This is a genomic window from Serratia sp. 3ACOL1 (genome assembly GCF_003668775.1).
In the GTDB taxonomy this organism is placed as follows: Bacteria; Pseudomonadota; Gammaproteobacteria; order Enterobacterales; family Enterobacteriaceae; genus Chania; species Chania fonticola.
The window spans coordinates 4,998,006-5,016,127 of the sequence record NZ_CP033055.1; the positions used below are offsets into that span (position 1 = coordinate 4,998,006).

At 55.7% G+C, this 18,122-nt stretch carries 15 protein-coding genes and 3 tRNA genes; 13 read left to right on the forward strand and 5 right to left on the reverse strand.

The window, feature by feature from the left end:
- Window position 1: 1 nt before the first annotated feature.
- Window positions 2-895, reverse strand: a complete 894-nt coding sequence (asd, locus tag D9980_RS22650; RefSeq protein WP_121608497.1) for an archaetidylserine decarboxylase — start codon at window positions 893-895, stop codon at window positions 2-4.
- Window positions 896-958: 63 nt separating this feature from the next.
- On the reverse strand, window positions 959-2,008 hold the full coding sequence (gene rsgA / locus D9980_RS22655) for a small ribosomal subunit biogenesis GTPase RsgA (protein WP_021182110.1): 1,050 nt from the start codon (window positions 2,006-2,008) through the stop codon (window positions 959-961).
- 162 nt (window positions 2,009-2,170) lie between these two features.
- Between rsgA and orn the strand changes: the two genes are divergently transcribed.
- Entirely contained in the window at window positions 2,171-2,716 is a 546-nt protein-coding gene (gene orn, locus D9980_RS22660; RefSeq protein ID WP_021182111.1) for an oligoribonuclease, read from the forward strand.
- Window positions 2,717-2,778: 62 nt separating this feature from the next.
- On the opposite strand, the gene D9980_RS22665 is transcribed toward orn, so the two are convergent.
- Both D9980_RS22665 and D9980_RS22670 read right to left on the reverse strand, forming a co-directional pair.
- A complete protein-coding gene (locus tag D9980_RS22665; protein WP_121608498.1) occupies window positions 2,779-4,317 on the reverse strand; it encodes a DHA2 family efflux MFS transporter permease subunit in 1,539 nt (512 codons plus the stop codon).
- Window positions 4,301-5,350 (reverse strand): efflux RND transporter periplasmic adaptor subunit, encoded by a 1,050-nt coding sequence (locus tag D9980_RS22670; RefSeq protein ID WP_121608499.1) that lies wholly within the window; start codon window positions 5,348-5,350, stop codon window positions 4,301-4,303. Before D9980_RS22670 ends, D9980_RS22665 begins: the two co-directional genes overlap by 17 nt.
- A 217-nt stretch (window positions 5,351-5,567) precedes the next feature.
- On the opposite strand from D9980_RS22670, the gene D9980_RS22675 reads away from it, so the two are divergent.
- From D9980_RS22675 to D9980_RS22690, 4 genes are all read left to right on the forward strand, one after another.
- Window positions 5,568-6,386, forward strand: coding sequence for a helix-turn-helix domain-containing protein (locus tag D9980_RS22675; RefSeq protein ID WP_121608500.1), 819 nt, complete (start codon window positions 5,568-5,570; stop codon window positions 6,384-6,386).
- A gap of 233 nt (window positions 6,387-6,619) precedes the next feature.
- A tRNA-Gly gene (locus tag D9980_RS22680) sits at window positions 6,620-6,695 on the forward strand.
- Window positions 6,696-6,759: 64 nt separating this feature from the next.
- Window positions 6,760-6,835, forward strand: a tRNA-Gly gene (locus D9980_RS22685).
- Between the two features lie 55 nt (window positions 6,836-6,890).
- Window positions 6,891-6,966: transfer RNA gene (locus tag D9980_RS22690), tRNA-Gly, on the forward strand.
- 288 nt (window positions 6,967-7,254) lie between these two features.
- Here D9980_RS22690 and queG read toward each other — a convergent pair.
- On the reverse strand, window positions 7,255-8,394 hold the full coding sequence (queG, locus tag D9980_RS22695; protein WP_059199518.1) for a tRNA epoxyqueuosine(34) reductase QueG: 1,140 nt from the start codon (window positions 8,392-8,394) through the stop codon (window positions 7,255-7,257).
- On the opposite strand from queG, the gene nnr reads away from it, so the two are divergent.
- The 8 genes from nnr (at window position 8,393) to hflK (ending at window position 18,122) form a co-directional block, all read left to right on the forward strand.
- A complete protein-coding gene (gene nnr / locus D9980_RS22700; protein WP_121608501.1) occupies window positions 8,393-9,907 on the forward strand; it encodes a bifunctional ADP-dependent NAD(P)H-hydrate dehydratase/NAD(P)H-hydrate epimerase in 1,515 nt (504 codons plus the stop codon). The two genes, queG and nnr, sit on opposite strands and share 2 nt — an antisense overlap.
- 10 nt (window positions 9,908-9,917) lie before the next feature.
- On the forward strand, window positions 9,918-10,388 hold the full coding sequence (gene tsaE, locus D9980_RS22705) for a tRNA (adenosine(37)-N6)-threonylcarbamoyltransferase complex ATPase subunit type 1 TsaE (RefSeq protein WP_024483333.1): 471 nt from the start codon (window positions 9,918-9,920) through the stop codon (window positions 10,386-10,388).
- Window positions 10,389-10,395: 7 nt separating this feature from the next.
- On the forward strand, window positions 10,396-12,132 hold the full coding sequence (amiB, locus tag D9980_RS22710; RefSeq protein WP_121608502.1) for an N-acetylmuramoyl-L-alanine amidase AmiB: 1,737 nt from the start codon (window positions 10,396-10,398) through the stop codon (window positions 12,130-12,132).
- A 28-nt stretch (window positions 12,133-12,160) separates the two neighbouring features.
- A complete protein-coding gene (gene mutL / locus D9980_RS22715; protein WP_121608503.1) occupies window positions 12,161-14,023 on the forward strand; it encodes a DNA mismatch repair endonuclease MutL in 1,863 nt (620 codons plus the stop codon).
- A complete protein-coding gene (miaA, locus tag D9980_RS22720) occupies window positions 14,016-14,957 on the forward strand; it encodes a tRNA (adenosine(37)-N6)-dimethylallyltransferase MiaA (protein ID WP_121608504.1) in 942 nt (313 codons plus the stop codon). The genes mutL and miaA overlap by 8 nt, the downstream gene beginning before the upstream one ends.
- Before the next feature lie 113 nt (window positions 14,958-15,070).
- Complete coding sequence (gene hfq, locus D9980_RS22725; RefSeq protein ID WP_021179001.1) at window positions 15,071-15,382, forward strand: RNA chaperone Hfq; 312 nt, start codon at window positions 15,071-15,073, stop codon at window positions 15,380-15,382.
- 98 nt (window positions 15,383-15,480) lie between these two features.
- The gene (gene hflX / locus D9980_RS22730) at window positions 15,481-16,761 is read left to right on the forward strand and encodes a ribosome rescue GTPase HflX (protein ID WP_121608505.1); all 1,281 of its coding nucleotides are present in this window, start codon (window positions 15,481-15,483) and stop codon (window positions 16,759-16,761) included.
- Window positions 16,762-16,853: 92 nt separating this feature from the next.
- Window positions 16,854-18,122 carry an FtsH protease activity modulator HflK gene (gene hflK, locus D9980_RS22735; protein ID WP_121608506.1) on the forward strand — a complete coding sequence of 423 codons (1,269 nt, stop codon included), beginning with the start codon at window positions 16,854-16,856 and terminating at the stop codon, window positions 18,120-18,122.

Below are 18,122 nucleotides of genomic sequence, written 5' to 3' on the forward strand. Positions count from 1 at the left end.
ATCAATTCCCTTCGAAGGTGGCTTCTGGTGCGGCTGCGGCTTCAGCAAAAGCCTGGCCCATCCGGGTTACGGTGCCGTTGTTCAGGTGTGGAGCGAACTGTACGCTGCCAGGTGTGAACAGGTTGATGACCGTGGAACCGAGTTTGAAGCGGCCCATCTCTTCACCTTTAACGAGTTGGATCGCGCCTTCCATGCCTTCGGCTGGATAGGTCCAGCGGCGGATGATGCCTTCGCGGGGTGGCGTGACGGTACCGGCCCAGACGGTTTCGATGCTGCCTACAATAGTCGCACCGACCAGGATCTGCACCATCGGCCCAAAGGCGGTATCGAATACGCAGATCACACGCTCATTGCGCGCAAACAGATTCGGCACGTTGGCGGCGGTCAGCGGGTTAACCGAGAACAGATCGCCCGGCACGTAGATCATTTCGCGCAGTGTGCCGTCACAAGGCATATGGACGCGGTGATAGTCGCTTGGGGCCAGATAGGTGGTGGCGAACAGGCCGTTACGGAAAGGCTCCGCTAACAGATAGTTGCCGGCCAGCAGGGCTTCCAGCGTGTAGTTATGGCCTTTGGCCTGGAAAATCTGATCGTCGCGGATCGCACCGAGCTGGCTGATGGCACCATCTGCTGGCAGTGCCAGCACGTGAGGCTCCGCTACGATCGGGCGTGCGCCATCACGTAATGGACGAACGAAGAATTCATTGAATGTGGCATAGGAGGCTAAATCCGGGTTCTGTGCTTCCTGCATCTGCACGCGGTAATAGCGGGCAAACGCTTTTACCACCAGCTTTGTCAGCCAACCGGCCTTTTTATCTGCGCCCCAGCCCGCCAGGCGGGTTAACGCCAGCTTTGGCAGCCAATACTGTAATTTAATCTTGATGCTATCCAGCACATTAACCTCTTGAAAGGGGATATAAGGGCGAGGGGGCGATTAGCGCAACCCCCGCACTGTGGATCAGTTATCTGCGTCCGGGAAGTTTTTGCGGGTTTTAACCTGCGCCATGCTTTCCAGGATGCGGTGATAGTTGTCGAAACGCTCTTTGGCTATCGCGCCACTTTCCATCGCGGCGCGAATGGCGCAGCCCGGATCGGTGTCGTGGCGGCAGTCGCGGAATTTACAACCGCCCAAATAGTCGCGGAATTCGACATAGGCCTGGGTGACTTGCTCTGGCTCCAGATGCCACAGACCAAATTCACGCACGCCAGGGGAGTCGATAACATCACCGCCATGTTGGAAGTGATACAAGCGCGCCGCCGTGGTGGTATGTTGCCCCAGGCCGGAGACGTCGGAAACCTGATTTACCAGAATTTGCTTTTCCGTCTGCGGCAGCAGGGCGTTCAACAGGCTGGATTTGCCCACACCGGACTGCCCGGCAAAGATGCTGATACGGTCGACCAGCGCCTGTTCAAAGGCTTCCATCCCTTCGCGGGTCTGGCTGGACACTTCGAGAACGCGGTAGCCAATATGGCGATAGATGTCCATCATTCCGTCGACCACCTTACGTGCTGCGGCGTCCAGCAGGTCGATCTTGTTGAGCACGATCAGTGGCTCGACTTGCAGCGTTTCGCAGGCGACCAGGTAGCGATCGATCATATTGAGTGAAAGTTCGGGCAAAATGGCCGACACGATGACGATCTGATCGATATTGGCGGCGATGGGTTTAACGCCGTCGTAGAAATCAGGGCGGTTCAGCACCGAGGTGCGTTCATGCACCGCTTCTACGATGCCTTTGACCCCCGCATGAGTGCCTACACCAGGGCGCCAGACCACGCGATCGCCGGTAACCAGCGAACGTAGGGTGCGGCGAATGTTGCAGCGATGCTGGACGCCGTCTGCGGCTTCCACGTCGGCATGCATGCCAAAGCGGCTGATGACGATCCCGTCTTGCGGTTCGCCCAATTGGGAATCATCCAGCTCCGGCTTGTTGTCAGTACGCTTCAGGCGACGCTGATGGTTGGCCTGTACGCGGCGTTCTTGACCTTTGGACAGTTTGTTCTTACTCACTGAGCCTCACTTGAATCGGCATTTATCGCTCGGGGCGAGCAAAAAGGCTATGATACACGCTATTTTATATTAAATAACCGTTCTTGACCGCCACGCACGCTGGCATTAGCCGCGGGTTTGCCCGTGGTTTGTTTATCTTTCGGCTTTTACGCAGGAAAAATCATGACAGGAAACGAAAACAACCTGATTTGGATCGATCTGGAGATGACCGGGTTGGACCCTGAACGCGATCGCATTATCGAGATCGCGACATTGGTGACCGATGCCAATTTGAATATCCTTGCCGAAGGACCGGTGATCGCGGTGCATCAATCAGATGAGCAACTGGCGCGAATGGATGACTGGAATGTGCGCACGCATACCGGCAGTGGGCTGGTGGAGCGCGTTAAAGCCAGCAAGCATGACGATCGTGCCGCCGAGCTGGCGACTATCGCTTTCCTGCAAGCGTGGGTGCCAGCAGGTAAATCACCTATCTGTGGCAACAGCGTTGGTCAGGATCGCCGTTTCCTGTTCCGCTATATGCCGCTGCTGGAAGCCTACTTCCATTATCGTTATCTGGATGTCAGCACCCTGAAAGAGCTGGCGCGCCGCTGGAAACCGGAGATCCTGCCAGGCTTCAAAAAGCAGGGCACTCACCAGGCGTTGGATGATATCCGCGAATCCGTTGCGGAACTGGCGTACTACCGCGAGCATTTTATTCAGCTGTAGCCGGGATCAGGTTCATAAAAGGGGGCGGAGGAGTAATCCACGCCCCCTTTTCTATTGGGGATCTAGGGTTTGGCTTTAGGTACGAAGGGCGGTTTGGCGAACCAAACCAGCACGATGGCTAGCAGAAACACGCCAGCCAGCGCATAAGAAATATCATTGAAGGCGATCTGTGCGGCCTGTTCGGAGACCAGATTATTCAGGCGTTCATAGCCTGACTGCGCCTGGCCCAGCTCTAAAGTTGTGACCGCCTGACGAGTCTCTTGATCGTAGACGGTCAGGGATTCGCCTAATTGGGCGTGATGGGAAACCGCACGGCGATCCCACATCAAGGTCGTAATGGAGACTGCCAGGCTGGCACCTAACGTACGCATAAAGGTGGCAAGCCCTGAGCCTGCCGCAATCTCGTCCGGCTTGAGATCGGAGAGCAAGATGGCGTTGATCGGCATGATAAAGAGTGCCAGCCCGAGCCCCTGCAGCAGTTGGATCAGCGCGATATGTTGGAAATCAATATCAATGACAAAGCCTGAGCGCAGGTAAGAGGCCGTGGCCAGCAGGATGAAAGCGCCGCATACCAGCCAGCGCATGTTGAAACGCGGCGCATATTTGCCCATAAAGGGCATCAGCAGCAGCGGCAAAATCCCCATGGGGGCAACGGCTAACCCTGCCCAGATGGGGGGGTAGCCCAAGGTACGCTGTAGCCAAAGCGGCATGATGACGTTGGTGGCGTAAAAAGCGGAATAGGCACCTATCAGCGCAAGCGTGCCCACCCGGAAATTGCGATGCCGAAATAGCTGCAAATTAACGATCGGTTGTGAGTCGGTCAGTTCCCAGATCACAAAAAACAGCAAGCTGACCACGGCGACGATAGCCAGCAAGACGATCTGGGTAGAGTTGAACCAATCCTCTTCATTGCCTTTATCCAGCAAGATCTGGAGTGCGCCCACCCCCAGGATCAACGCGAGTAGCCCAACGCGATCCACCTTGGCACGCATGGTGCTCTCGGGGCGGCCATGCATTTGGCTGGCAACCAGGGTGCAGGCAAAAATGCCGACCGGGATATTGATCAGGAAGGTCCAGCGCCATGAATAAAAATCGGTGATCCACCCACCGAGCAAGGGGCCCGCAACTGGAGCGACCACGGTGACCATGGCGATCATGGACAGGGCATACCCTCGTTTTTCTGGCGGGTAAATCGACAACATCAGCGCTTGGGTTGTCGGGATCAGTGGCCCGGCTACGGCTCCTTGTAACACACGGCAGAGAATTAACATTTCCATATTGATGGCCATTCCGCATGCTAATGAGGCGGCAGTGAACAATCCCATTGACCAGAGAAACAGCCGCAGCTGGCCAATGCGACGCACCAGAAAACCCGTGAGTGGCAAGGCAATCGCGTTGCTGGCGGCAAAACTGGTGATCACCCAGGCGCTTTGGCTACTGCTGGCTCCCAGATTACCGGCGATGGTCGGCAGGGAGACATTGGCGATAGTGCCATCAAGCACGTACATAAATACCGCCAGAGCCAGACCAAAGGTGGTCCAGTTGACGCTGGGGGGCGGAAATCCTGGGCGGGGATCGTGGGACTCATAAATTCCCCCCATTAGCCTTAACGATCCGTTCGATCAAGGTGTCTGACTGGCTCAGTTGATCGCGGTAGACATCGGTAGCCAGCAAGGGCTCTGGCGAGCGTTGAGCTAATAGCGCACCGCTACGGTCATGCAAATCAACATTGACCTGCATGGACAAGCCAACGCGCAACGGGTGGCTGATAAGCTGCTCAGGCTGGGTGAGGGCAATTCGTACCGGCACCCGTTGAACGATCTTGATCCAGTTCCCAGTGGCGTTTTGTGCGGGCAGCAACGCAAACGCAGCACCGGTCCCAATACCCAGATGCTGTACCTGACCGTTATAGCGAATGGTTTTGCCATAGACATCGGCATAGATCTCTACTGGTTGACCGATGCGAATATCACGCAGTTGGGCCTCGGTGAAATTAGCCTCGACCCAGACTTTATCCAGCGGTACGACGGCCATTAGCGCTTCGCCTGGCTGTACTCGCTGGCCCAACTGCACCTTACGTTTGGCGACATACCCCGTGACCGGGGCAACGATGGTGGTGCGTGAGCGATCGAGGAAAGCGACACGCAATGCCGCTATTGCTGCCAGCACTTCTGGGTGTGAAGCCAGGCTGGTGTTATCCACTAATGAGAGATTTTGCTGGTACTGTTGCTCGATAGCCTCCAGCGCGCTCTGTGCCTCCAGAAAGGCGTTATTGGCGTGGGCTAATTCCTCTTTGGAGATGGCACCGGAAACGGTTAGTGCGCGGCGTCGTTGGTAATCAGCGCGCGCTTTGTCCCGCGTGGCTTGGCGGGCAGCGATTTCGGCCTTGGCACCGCTGACCGCACTAAACAAACCTCGCACTTTACGCACCACGTTGGCCAGATGGGCCTCGGCATTGTCCAGTGCCAGTTGGCTGTCGTCAGGATCAAGCATAACCAGCGTATCGCCAGCGAACACCCATTCGCCGTCATCGACGTTGATGGAGACCACGGTGCCATGAAACTGTGGCGTGATCTGTACGACATCCCCCTGAACATAGGCGTTATCGGTGCTGGCATACCAGCGACCATACATGCCATACCATCCCCCCAGAGGATGGCGGCAAGCAGACAGGCTGCCCCCAGTAAATACAGCAGCCAAGGGCGTTTACTTTTCGCGGGGTGGGGGGAGTGGTCTTAACATTGTTCATTAGGCACCTCTGGTTGGTCAAAGAGCGGAGAAAGTATGAATAATGGACAACTGGCGAAAAGTTGGATAACGTTATTTATGCTAAAAATAATGAGAAGTAGTCATGACGGTAGCGGCGCTTGCCAATCATCCATCCGATCTCAGTGAACGTGCCGATGGCCCTTCGCTGATTGCTATGTGGGGTGAAGACGATCCGGGTCTTGAGTTTCGTCTGGGGACGCGTGAATACGATTGGCATCAGCATTTGCGGGGGCAGTTGTTCTGCGTGGAGAACGGCTTGTTGCATGTTCGCACCAGACAGGGATCCTGGCTGTTACCACCGAACCGCGCCGGCTGGATACCCTCACATGAGCCGCACAAAGTCAGCATCAGCGGCGTCATGAGCGGCTGGACGGTGCTGATTACGCCTGATGCGAGCAAAGCGTTGCCCGATCAACCCTGCGTGATTGGTATCAGTGAGTTGATGAATGCGTTGGTACGCCGTGCGGTATCTTGGTCGTTTGAAGAGACTTTGCAGGTTGAACAGGAGCGGATGATTGCGGTGTTGTTGGATGAAATCCGGCGTTCGCCTCATCAGCCGCTGCATTTGAGAATGCCTACCGACCGGCGCTTATTGCGGATCACCAATGCGATCCTTGCCGAACCTGATGACACGCGGACCTTGCAAGCTTGGGCAGCTTGGGGAGGGCTTTCCCCCAGCACCCTGTCGCGTTTGTTTATGGCCGAGACGGGCAACAGTTTTGCACAATGGCGTCAACAGGCAAGGTTGTCTCACGCGTTGGAAATGCTGGCTAATGGTATGTCTGTGAGCAGTGTTGCTGATGCCCTGGGGTACGCGACCCCCAGCAACTTTATCGCGATGTTCAGACGGTGTTTCGGCGATTCTCCCGCCCATTATTTCTCCAAGCGTAAGTCGCTGTGAGTTGAACCATTGGTTGTTCACCGTGATGAGGGACCAAATCCTGACCTTGGTTGCCCGCAAAACAGGTTTTTGCCTATCCCGGCGCGAAAATTCACCATTTCGGTGCTTAAAGCAGCAATCAGACAAAATTCGCGTTTTTTTGCTTTCAGGGGCTTGCGGCGAAAAGGATTTCTCGTATAATGCGCACCCCGTACCGATGAAGAATTTCGTTCCATTCACCATCGTTACGCCGGGCGGGAATAGCTCAGTTGGTAGAGCACGACCTTGCCAAGGTCGGGGTCGCGAGTTCGAGTCTCGTTTCCCGCTCCAACTTCAAAAATGCTGCTGATGTAGCATGATGAAGAAAAAGTAGTTAAAGTAACACCCATGCGACGCGGGAATAGCTCAGTTGGTAGAGCACGACCTTGCCAAGGTCGGGGTCGCGAGTTCGAGTCTCGTTTCCCGCTCCAAAAATTTCAAAGGCCATGTTGTTCATTGTTGGCCGCATGCTTCAAGCATATCAATGCGGGAATAGCTCAGTTGGTAGAGCACGACCTTGCCAAGGTCGGGGTCGCGAGTTCGAGTCTCGTTTCCCGCTCCAAATTTATCTCCAGTTTAGATTCAATCCTACGCCGCTTCCGGTGTGACTTTCTTTCAGTTATACATACTCAGAAAATATGTTGTGAACAGAGTTATCCACAGATCCTGTACATAATACCTTCTGTGCAAAATTGCAACGCCTCACAAATGAAATTTATATCTTATTGATAATCATCAATATTTATTTCTTATAAAACGTTATCTCGATCACTTGCTCTTTTTGTGACGCTTGAAAGACAACGCATTTTTATTTTTATGCACAAATCCACAGGGAGAGTCTGAGGGTTTTCTAGGCATCCCTCGGTAATCCTTTCTCGACCGCCCGAATTAAACGTTTTTTCTGCATCGTCTGCACCTCAACCGCCAGAGCTTCACGGCGTGCAAGCTGTTGAGCCAGTGCCCAACTGATGTGCTCGTCCAGCATCGGATCCTGACCTTGCCGGGTCTGCAAGCTGATAACGATCTGATCCAGATAAGGGGCGTTGCCGAGTGCTACCGCGATATTGCGTAACCAGCGCAAATGGCCGATGCGTCGGATGGCAGAGCCTTCGGTGATACGTAGAAACTTCTCCTCATTCCAGCCAAACAGCTCGATCAGTTGCGGGGCATGCAGCGCAGCGCGGGGGCTGAAATCGTCTTCATCCGTTAACTGCGAGAAGCGGTTCCATGGGCAAATGAGCTGGCAATCGTCGCAGCCGTAGATTCTATTGCCCATCAGAGGGCGGAATTCTTCTGGAATAGCGCCTTCCAGCTCGATGGTCAGGTAGGAGATGCAGCGCCGGGCATCGACGGTGTAAGGGGCAACTATCGCACCGGTGGGGCAAGTAGTGATACAGGCGACACAGCGGCCACACTGCTCTTCCTGCGGCTTATCCACCGGCAGGGGCAAATCGATTAACAACTCGCCCAGAAAAAACCAGGAGCCAGCGTCGCGGTTGAGGATCAGTGAGTGTTTACCAACCCAGCCAATGCCGGCTTTTGAGGCCAAGGCTCGCTCCATGATGGGGGCCGAATCCACAAAGGGCCGGAAATTCAGTTCACCGCAGTAAGCCTGGATTTGATCGCCGAGCTTTTTTAGCCGCTGGCGTAGCAGCTTGTGATAATCACGCCCCAGCGCATAACGGCTAACGTAGCCCAACTGCGGGTTTTTTAACGTACTGGCGAACGCGGCTTTCGCGGGTAGATAGTTCATGCGCACGCTGATCACCCGCAGTGTGCCGGGCAATAATTCATGTGGCCGTGCGCGCATCATGCCGTGGCGTGCCATCCACTCCATCTCGCCGTGGTATTGCTTATCCAGCCACGCCTGCAATCTGGGTTCTTCCGCGCTGAGATCGGTATCGCAGATCCCCACCTGCTGGAATCCTAGCGATTGCCCCCATTGCTTGATATGTTGGGCTAGTTGATCGAGATCGAGGGGGTGTGTCATGACGGGCCATAGTGAGAAACAATACTGTTCCAGTTTACCACACTCTGTTTGGTCTGCAGACTGGATCCGCCAGGCAGAACCTGCTGCTGCCGCAACGCTGGGCCTCTCCTTGTATTCGTTAATGGAGCGTGCCGGTGCGGCGGCTTACGAGCTGGCGTGCGACCGGTATCCGGCCAGCAGGCATTGGCTGGTGCTGTGTGGGCATGGCAATAACGGTGGCGATAGTTATGTGGTTGCTCGTCTGGCCCGTGCGGCGGGTATCAAGGTGACGCTCATCGCCTGCGAAGGCGTTCGTCCATTGCCCCCAGAGGCTGCCAACGCCCGGCAAGCCTGGTTGGCAAGTGGCGGAGAAGCCCTGCCAGCGACCAGCCGTTGGCCAGAGGATGTCGATCTCATCATTGATGGATTGTTAGGTACCGGGTTGGGGGCAGCCCCCAGAGCGCCCTATGATGCCCTGATCGAAGCGGCCAACCGAGCCGATGCGCCAGTGGTTGCTTTGGATATTCCTTCTGGCCTGCTGGCTGAAAGCGGAGCCGTGCCGGGAGCCTCGATCCGTGCGGCCCATACGCTGACTTTTATTGCACTCAAACCAGGCTTGCTGACCGGGCAGGCTCGTGATTGGGTGGGGCAACTTCATTACAGTACGCTAGGATTGGTGGATTGGCTGGCAACACAGTCCCCGCAGATCGAGCGTATTACGGCTGGCGATTTGGCCAGGTGGCTGAAGCCTCGCCGCCCTTGTTCTCATAAAGGGGAGCAGGGTCGTTTACTGCTGGTGGGGGGCGATCACGGCTTTGGCGGGGCAATCCGCATGGCTGCGGAAGCCGCACTGCGTGCTGGGGCTGGACTAGTGCGAGTGCTTACTCACAGTGAAAACATTGGGCCGCTGCTGACCGCCCGGCCTGAGTTGATGGTGCAGCGTCTGAGTGATGATATCCTGCAACCGGCGCTGGACTGGGCCGATGTGGTCGTGATTGGCCCGGGGCTTGGCCAGGGTGATTGGGGCCGCAATGCGTTGCAACAGCTGCAAGCCAGTGATAAACCAACATTATGGGACGCGGATGCGCTTAACTTACTGGCATTACACCCCGAGAAGCGTCAGAATCGCATTATTACCCCGCATCCTGGTGAAGCCGCGCGATTATTGAGCTGCCGCACCGCTGATATTGAGAGTGATCGCTTACTTGCAACCCGCAGGTTGGTCGCGCAATACGGCGGCGTTGTGGTGCTGAAAGGCGCAGGCACCTTGATCGCCGATGAGCATGGACAGATGGCGATCGCCGACGTTGGCAATGCTGGCATGGCATCCGGTGGCATGGGAGATGTGCTGTCGGGTATCATTGGCGGTTTGCTGGCGCAAAAGCTGCCGCTGTATGATGCTGCCTGCGCGGGTTGCGTAGTGCACGGCGCAGCAGCGGATCATATTGCTGCAAAACAAGGAACAAGGGGATTACTGGCCACCGATCTGCTGCCGGTGATCCCTCATTACGTTAACTCTGAGTTGGCAAAATAGACATTATCGAATGAAAGAACTCGTTTTACCGCTGCCGGATGAGGCAGCCACAGTCGCACTGGGGGCCGTCTTGGCCCAGGCGTGCGATCGTGCCAGCGTGATTTATCTTTATGGCGATTTGGGTGCCGGTAAAACCACCTTCAGCCGCGGCTTTTTGCAGGCGTTAGGCCATCAGGGCAATGTGAAAAGCCCAACCTATACGCTGGTGGAACCTTATGCGCTGCAACCGCTGGCGGTCTATCACTTTGATCTTTATCGCTTGGCCGACCCGGAAGAACTCGAATTTATGGGTATCCGCGACTATTTTGCCCAGGACTCGATTTGCCTGGTCGAGTGGCCGCAGCAGGGTACCGGCGTGCTGCCCGATCCCGATCTGGAACTGCATCTCAGTTACCATGACGAAGGGCGTCAGGCGAAGCTCCAGGCAGTTTCCGCCTATGGCGAACAATTATTAGAAAGTATCCAGGAGCAACAAGGATGACGCAGCAATGATGTATGGGTTAAGAAGATTTGCTGTGATTGCCTTGCTTGCGTTGCTGGGGCCGTTCGGTGCCTGGGCGGCATCGTCCCTCTCCGACGTCAAAGTGACCAATGCTCAGCGTGAGGCCACGGTATCGGTGAGCTTTACCGGCCCTCCGGAGTATACCTTCGCCACGTTACATGGCCCGGATCGGGTGGTGCTGGACGTTACCCAAACTGGCAAGGTGGGCGGCCTGCCGTTGAACTTCAGCGGCCAAAACCTGGTAAAAAGAATTCGTTCCAGTCAGCCGAAAAATGCGCAAACCGTACGCTTGGTGTTTGATTTAACCCAACATGCCAAAACCCGTGTGTCGACGCGTCAAGAGGGTAACAGTTACATTGTTGTCTTCACCATCACCTCAGAAGCCAAGACGACGACCAACACCGTTCGTAAGGCACCGGTGCCTGTGCCGGTGGTGACTGAGCCAGTGCGTAAAGCGCCGGTTACGTCGAGTAACGCCAATCCATTTACTCCGAAGTCGGCTGCGGTATCAGGTACGGCAACCAGCATTACCCCACGTAGCAGCCGGGTGTCCGCCGGTTCTGGCGATCGGGTAGTGGTGGCGATCGATGCAGGCCATGGTGGACAAGATCCTGGCGCTATCGGGCCAAACGGCCTGAAAGAGAAAAATGTCACCATTGCCATCGCGCATCGTCTGCGTGCGTTGTTGGATGCCGATCCGATGTTCAAAGCGGTGATGACGCGTAACGGGGATTACTTTATTTCGGTGATGGGCCGTTCTGACGTGGCGCGCAAGCAGGGGGCAAACGTGTTGGTGTCCATCCACGCGGATGCTGCGCCGAATCGTAGCGCCAAAGGGGCTTCGGTTTGGGTATTGTCCAATCGCCGGGCTAACAGCGAGATGGCCGGTTGGTTGGAACAGCACGAGAAACAGTCCGAACTGCTGGGTGGTGCGGGCGATCTGTTGGCCAACAGCCAAGCCGACCCTTATCTGAGCCAGGCGGTGTTGGATCTGCAGTTCGGTCATTCGCAGCGCGTCGGTTATGACGTAGCCGTCAAGGTATTACAGCAGTTACAGGTCGTAGGTTCATTACACAAACGCCGTCCGGAACACGCCAGCCTGGGAGTGCTGCGTTCACCGGATATTCCATCTTTACTGGTGGAAACCGGGTTTATCAGTAATAGCACGGAGGAGCGACTGCTGGGCAGTAGCGCATATCAGGATAAAATTGCACGGGCGATCCACAACGGCCTGCGCGGTTATTTCCTGGCGCATCCGCTACAAGCCGACCCAAAGGTGGAAAACCGCCCGCTGGACGTCGCAGCGGCGGTTAACTCCACAACAGACGATCTCAGACAGCCTGAGCCGGTGACCAGCCCGGCCAGAAGTCGCGCCAGCGTAGGAAAAACGCAGATCCATGTGGTGAAGCGGGCGGAAACGCTTTCCGGCATTGCCGATAGCTATGGCACCAGCATGGCGGCGCTACGTGAGCTGAACAAGCTGAAAAAAGATGGCGTCTGGGTCGGCCAACGCCTGAAGGTCCCTGCCGGAAAAACGGCAGCAGCACCGGTTCAGGCCAAGGCCAAGGCAAAAAGCGCTAAACCGAGCAAACATAAGGTGACTCGCGGTGATACGCTGTCATCCATCGCCGCGCGATATGGCGTCAGCGTCAGCGATCTTAAACGGGTTAACAAATTAAAGTCGGATGTTGCGCCGCTGGATCGGACGCTGATCATTCCGTAGGCTTGATGCCAACAACAGAGGGAGCCCCATGCCTATCCAGGTGTTACCGCCACAGCTAGCCAACCAGATTGCCGCCGGAGAAGTGGTCGAACGGCCTGCGTCGGTAGTGAAGGAACTGGTAGAAAATAGTCTGGATGCCGGGGCAACGCGGATTGATATTGATATCGAACGCGGCGGGGCCAAACTGATCCGCATCCGTGATAATGGCTGCGGCATTGCCAAAGCCGATCTGGCCTTGGCCCTGGCACGTCATGCTACCAGTAAAATCAGTACGCTTGACGATCTGGAGGCCATAGTCAGCCTGGGCTTTCGCGGCGAAGCGTTGGCCAGTATCAGCTCGGTGTCCCGTCTGATGTTGACCTCACGCACGGCGGAACAGAGCGAAGCCTGGCAAGCCTACGCGGAAGGGCGCGATCAGGCGGTCACCGTCAAACCGGCAGCTCATCCGGTGGGTAGCACGCTCGAAGTGCTCGATCTGTTTTACAACACCCCCGCACGGCGCAAGTTCATGCGCACCGAAAAAACCGAATTTGGCCATATCGACGAAGTGGTGCGGCGCATAGCGCTGGCGCGTTTCGATGTGGCGATCAACCTCAGCCATAACGGCAAGCTGATGCGTCAGTATCGCGCGGCAAAAGAAGAAAGCCAGCATGAGCGGCGTCTGGCCAGCATTTGTGGTCCCGCCTTCTTGCAGCATGCGTTGGCGATTTCCTGGCAGCATGGCGATCTCAGCATTCGCGGCTGGGTGGCCGATCCGCAAGGGGCGCGTCAGCTTGGCGAAATGCAATATTGCTACGTCAACAGCCGGATGATGCGCGATCGGCTAATTAATCATGCCATTCGTCAGGCGTATCAGGATCAGTTGAAAGACGATCAACTGCCTGCCTATGTGCTGTATCTGGAAGTGGATCCGCATCAGGTAGATGTCAACGTCCATCCGGCCAAGCATGAGGTGCGTTTTCATCAGGCTCGGCTGGTACATGATTTTATCTACCAGGCGGTTACCACGGTGCTGCAGCAGGCGGGTAATGTCGCGCTGCCAATGGCTGAAGAGTCCGCTGCGCAAGAGGCTCCCGTCTGGCAGCCGGAGAACCGCGTTGCTGCCGGTGGCAACCACTTCTCCCAGCCTGCGCCACAGCGTGAACGTCAGCCTGCTGAACCCTCCGCTGCCCGTGAACGTGCCCCGCAGCCAGCCTATCAGGCAGGTGCGGGTTACCAAAAACGTGAAGGCGAGCTGTATGGCAAGCTGTTGCAGGCTACGCCGCCAGCAGATACGGTAAAACAGCCGCTGTTCCCGCCGGTTAACGCCGTGCAGGAAACTCCGCTCGCCGGTAGTCAGCACAGTTTTGGCCGTGTCCTGATGATCTGCCCGCCGAGCTATGCGCTGGTTGAACAGCGTCAGCAGCTGGCGTTACTGAATCTGACCATGGCCGAACGTTGGCTGCGTCAGGCGCAGCTTTGCCCGCCGGAAGAGGGATTACGGCCACAGCCGCTGTTGATCCCGATTAAGCTGACGTTGAATAAAAATGAAGCGGCCGCCTGCGTGCAACACCAGGCGCTGCTGGCCAAAATGGGGTTGGAGCTGCAATCCGATCACGGGCGTGTGACTTTGCGCGCAGTACCTTTACCATTACGCCAACAAAATTTACAAAAGTTGATACCCGAGCTGTTAGGCTATCTGGCCGAACATCAGGAGATGTCGCCAACAGTGCTATCCATCTGGATCGCCAGCCAATTAGGCAGCGAACACGAAGTATGGAACAGCTCGCAAGCGATACAATTGTTGACAGAAGTTGAACGACTTTGCCCGCAACTGGTCAAATCCCCTCCTGCCGCTCTTTTACAACCCGTTGATTTGCAGGCTGCATTGGCAGCACTTAAGCATGACTGAAATTGAAATGACCCCTCGTCCCCCAGCCATTTTTATCATGGGGCCAACGGCCTCAGGCAAAACCGCCTTGGCGATGGCGCTGCGTGAGCGCTTGCCCGTCGAACTGATCAGTGTCGATTCCGCCCTGATTTATCGCGGTATGGATATCGGCACCGCCAAACCCTCGGCGGAAGAGCTTGCCCAGGCACCACACCGTTTGATCGATATCCGCGATCCTGCGCAAGCGTATTCGGCGGCCGATTTTCGTGCCGATGCGTTGCGGGAAATGGCCGATATTACTGCCGCCGGGCGTATTCCGCTGTTGGTGGGGGGCACAATGCTTTACTTTAAGGCGTTACTGGAAGGTTTATCGCCGTTACCCTCTGCCGATCCCGCCGTGCGCGAGCAGATTGAGCAGCAGGCGGCAGAGCTTGGTTGGGAGGCTTTACACCGCCAATTGCAGACGATAGACCCGGTTTCCGCGTTACGTATTCATCCGAATGATCCACAGAGACTCTCCAGAGCACTGGAAGTTTTTTTGATTTCGGGTAAAACTTTAACTGAACTGACTAAAATTTCGGGTGAATCGTTGCCGTATCATGTTCACCAATTTGCGATAGCGCCAGTCAGCCGGGAGTTGTTGCATCAACGTATCGAGCTGCGGTTCAATCAGATGTTGGCGGCGGGTTTTGAGGCGGAAGCGCGTGCACTTTTTGCACGGGGTGATTTGCATACGGATTTGCCTTCCATTCGCTGTGTCGGTTATCGCCAGATGTGGTCATATTTTTCTGGCGAGATTAGTTACGATGAGATGGTTTTTCGAGGTATTTGCGCAACACGTCAGTTGGCCAAACGCCAGATGACCTGGTTACGGGGTTGGGAGTCGGTTCGGTGGTTGGACAGTGAAAAGCCGGGAGAGGCTTTAGACTCGGTAACACAGGTTGTTAGTGCATAGGTTGAGTGATTGTGTACAATTGATGAGTATTCAGCGCGCAAATTTTTTAGGTCGTTTATTTTGAGCCGACAGGTTCTTGGTTAAAAACAACAAACAAATAAGGAAAAGATAGAATGGCTAAGGGGCAATCTTTGCAAGATCCGTTCCTGAACGCATTGCGTCGTGAACGTGTTCCGGTTTCTATTTATTTGGTGAATGGTATTAAGCTGCAAGGCCAGATTGAGTCTTTTGACCAGTTTGTCATCCTGTTGAAGAACACGGTGAGCCAGATGGTTTATAAGCACGCTATCTCTACCGTTGTTCCATCGCGCCCGGTATCGCACCACAGCAACACCCCGAGCAGCGGCGGCACCAGCAATTATCACCATGGTAACAACCCGTCTGCGCCGCAACAGCCGCAGCAGGAAAGCGATGACGCTGAATAAAGCGCGTTGCGAGTCAACCATGACGGGGAGCATAAGCAGCGCAGTGCTGTTTATGTCCCCCAAACTCGCGGTTTTGTTCCGTTTGAGAGGTTGCACGCTTGTTTGACCGTTATGAAGCCGGTGAGCAGGCCGTCCTGGTTCATATCTATTTCTCGCAAGACAAAGATACAGAAGATCTCAGTGAGTTCGAATCGCTGGTGTCCTCTGCGGGCGTCGAGGCTTTGCAAGTGGTTACTGGTAGCCGCAAAGCACCTCACCCAAAATACTTTGTCGGTGAAGGAAAGGCCGAAGAAATTGCAGATGCGGTGAAAGCCAGCGGCGCGTCTGTTGTCCTGTTTGATCACGCCCTTTCCGCAGCGCAGGAGAGAAATCTCGAACGCCTGTGTGAATGCCGGGTGATCGATCGCACCGGGTTGATTCTCGACATCTTTGCCCAGCGTGCCCGTACCCATGAAGGTAAGCTGCAGGTAGAGTTGGCGCAATTGCGTCATATTGCCACTCGTCTGGTTCGTGGTTGGACTCACCTTGAACGTCAGAAAGGGGGGATTGGCCTGCGCGGGCCGGGGGAGACTCAGTTAGAAACTGACCGTCGTCTGCTACGCGATCGCATCAGCCTGATCCTTAAGCGCCTTGAGCGCGTAGAGAAGCAGCGCGATCAAGGGCGACGAGCGCGTACCCGTGCCGATGTGCCAACCGTATCGCTGGTGGGTTACACCAACGCCGGCAAATCAACCCTGTTTAACCGAATTACGTCTGCCGGAGTGTATGTGGCGGACCAGCTATTTGCCACCCTGGATCCTACCCTGCGGCGTATTGACGTGGCGGACGTAGGCGATACCGTGTTGGCGGATACCGTAGGCTTTATCCGGCACTTGCCGCACGATCTTGTTGCCGCGTTCAAAGCGACACTGCAAGAGACGCGCCAGGCCTCTCTGTTGTTACATGTGATCGACGCCGCGGATACCCGGGTGGATGAAAACATCGAAGCGGTGAACTCCGTGTTGGCAGAGATTGAGTCGGATGAAATCCCTACACTGTTAGTGATGAACAAAATAGATATGCTGGATGATTTTGTCCCGCGTATCGATCGCAACGAGGAAAATTTACCGATCCGAGTGTGGCTGTCCGCCGCCAGCGGTGAAGGTATCCCGTTGCTATTTCAGGCGTTGACGGAGCGCTTATCGGGGGAAATCGCGCATTATGAGCTGCGCTTACCGCCACAGGCAGGCCGTCTTCGTAGCCGTTTCTACCAGCTTCAGGCGATCGAAAAAGAGTGGAATGAAGAGGACGGCAGTATCGGCGTGGTGGTGCGTATGCCGATCGTGGAGTGGCGTCGCCTCTGCAAGCAGGAACAGGAACTGATTAACTTTATCGTATGATCATATCCTGTTACATTTGTGTGCCCGCTCAATAGAAGAGTGGGCTAAGCATTAGCCTGAAGTACCCAATCACAGAATAATGGAGCTAAAACATGGCGTGGAATCAGCCCGGTAATAACGGACAGGACCGCGACCCGTGGGGGAGCAGCAATAATAATGGCGGCAACTCTGGCGGTAACAATAAAGGCGGTCGCGATCAAGGGCCACCGGATTTAGACGATATCTTCCGCAAGCTGAGCAAGAAATTGAGCAGCCTGACCGGCGGTGGCAAAGGCTCCAACGGCAACAACAGCGGTGGAACGGGTTCAATCGGGCCGGGCTTCAGTGGCAAGATTGTCGGCATCGCTGCGGTTGCAGTGGTGGTGATCTGGGCCGCCAGCGGTTTCTATACCATCAAAGAAGCCGAACGTGGTGTGGTCACTCGCTTTGGTAAATTCAGCCATCTGGTGCAGCCAGGCCTGAACTGGAAACCGACGTTTATCGATCAGGTTCGCCCGGTTAACGTGGAGTCAGTCCGTGACCTGTCCGCGTCCGGTGTGATGCTGACCTCTGATGAGAACGTGGTTCGTGTCGAGATGAACGTGCAGTACCGCGTTTCCGATCCGGCAGCCTATCTGTTCAGCGTAACCGATGCCAACGACAGCCTGAGACAGGCGACAGACAGCGCATTGCGTGGTGTTATCGGTAAATACACCATGGACAAGATCCTGACCGAAGGCCGTACCATCGTCCGTAGCGACACTCAGCGTGTACTGGAAGAGACCATCCGTCCGTACAAAATGGGTATCACTCTGCTGGACGTCAACTTCCAGGCTGCACGTCCGCCGGAAGAGGTGAAAGCCGCGTTTGATGATGCGATCGCCGCACGTGAGAACGAGCAGCAATCCATTCGTGAAGCAGAAGCTTACGCCAACGAAGTCCAGCCACGTGCCAACGGTGCTGCACAACGCCTGCTGGAAAATGCGCGCGCCTACCAGGCCCAGACCGTTCTGGAAGCCCAGGGTGAGGTTGCTCGTTTCGCCAAGCTGCTGCCGGAGTACAAAGCCGCACCGGAAATTACCCGTGAGCGCCTGTACCTCGAAACCATGGAAAAAGTGCTGAGCCACACCCGTAAGGTGTTGGTGGCAGACAACAAAGGCAATAACAATCTGATGGTGCTGCCACTGGATCAGATGCTGCGCGGTGCCGGTAAGTCGGCTACCGAAGGCAGCAAAGATGCCGGACAGAACCTTCTCGCCCCTGCGCCAGCTTCGACTTCTTCATCGGAGGCGAGCACCAACAGTTCTAGCAGTGGTTCCATCATGGACCAACGCCGGGCTAATGCGCAGCGTAGCGACAACACACGCGTAGGGAGAGAATAA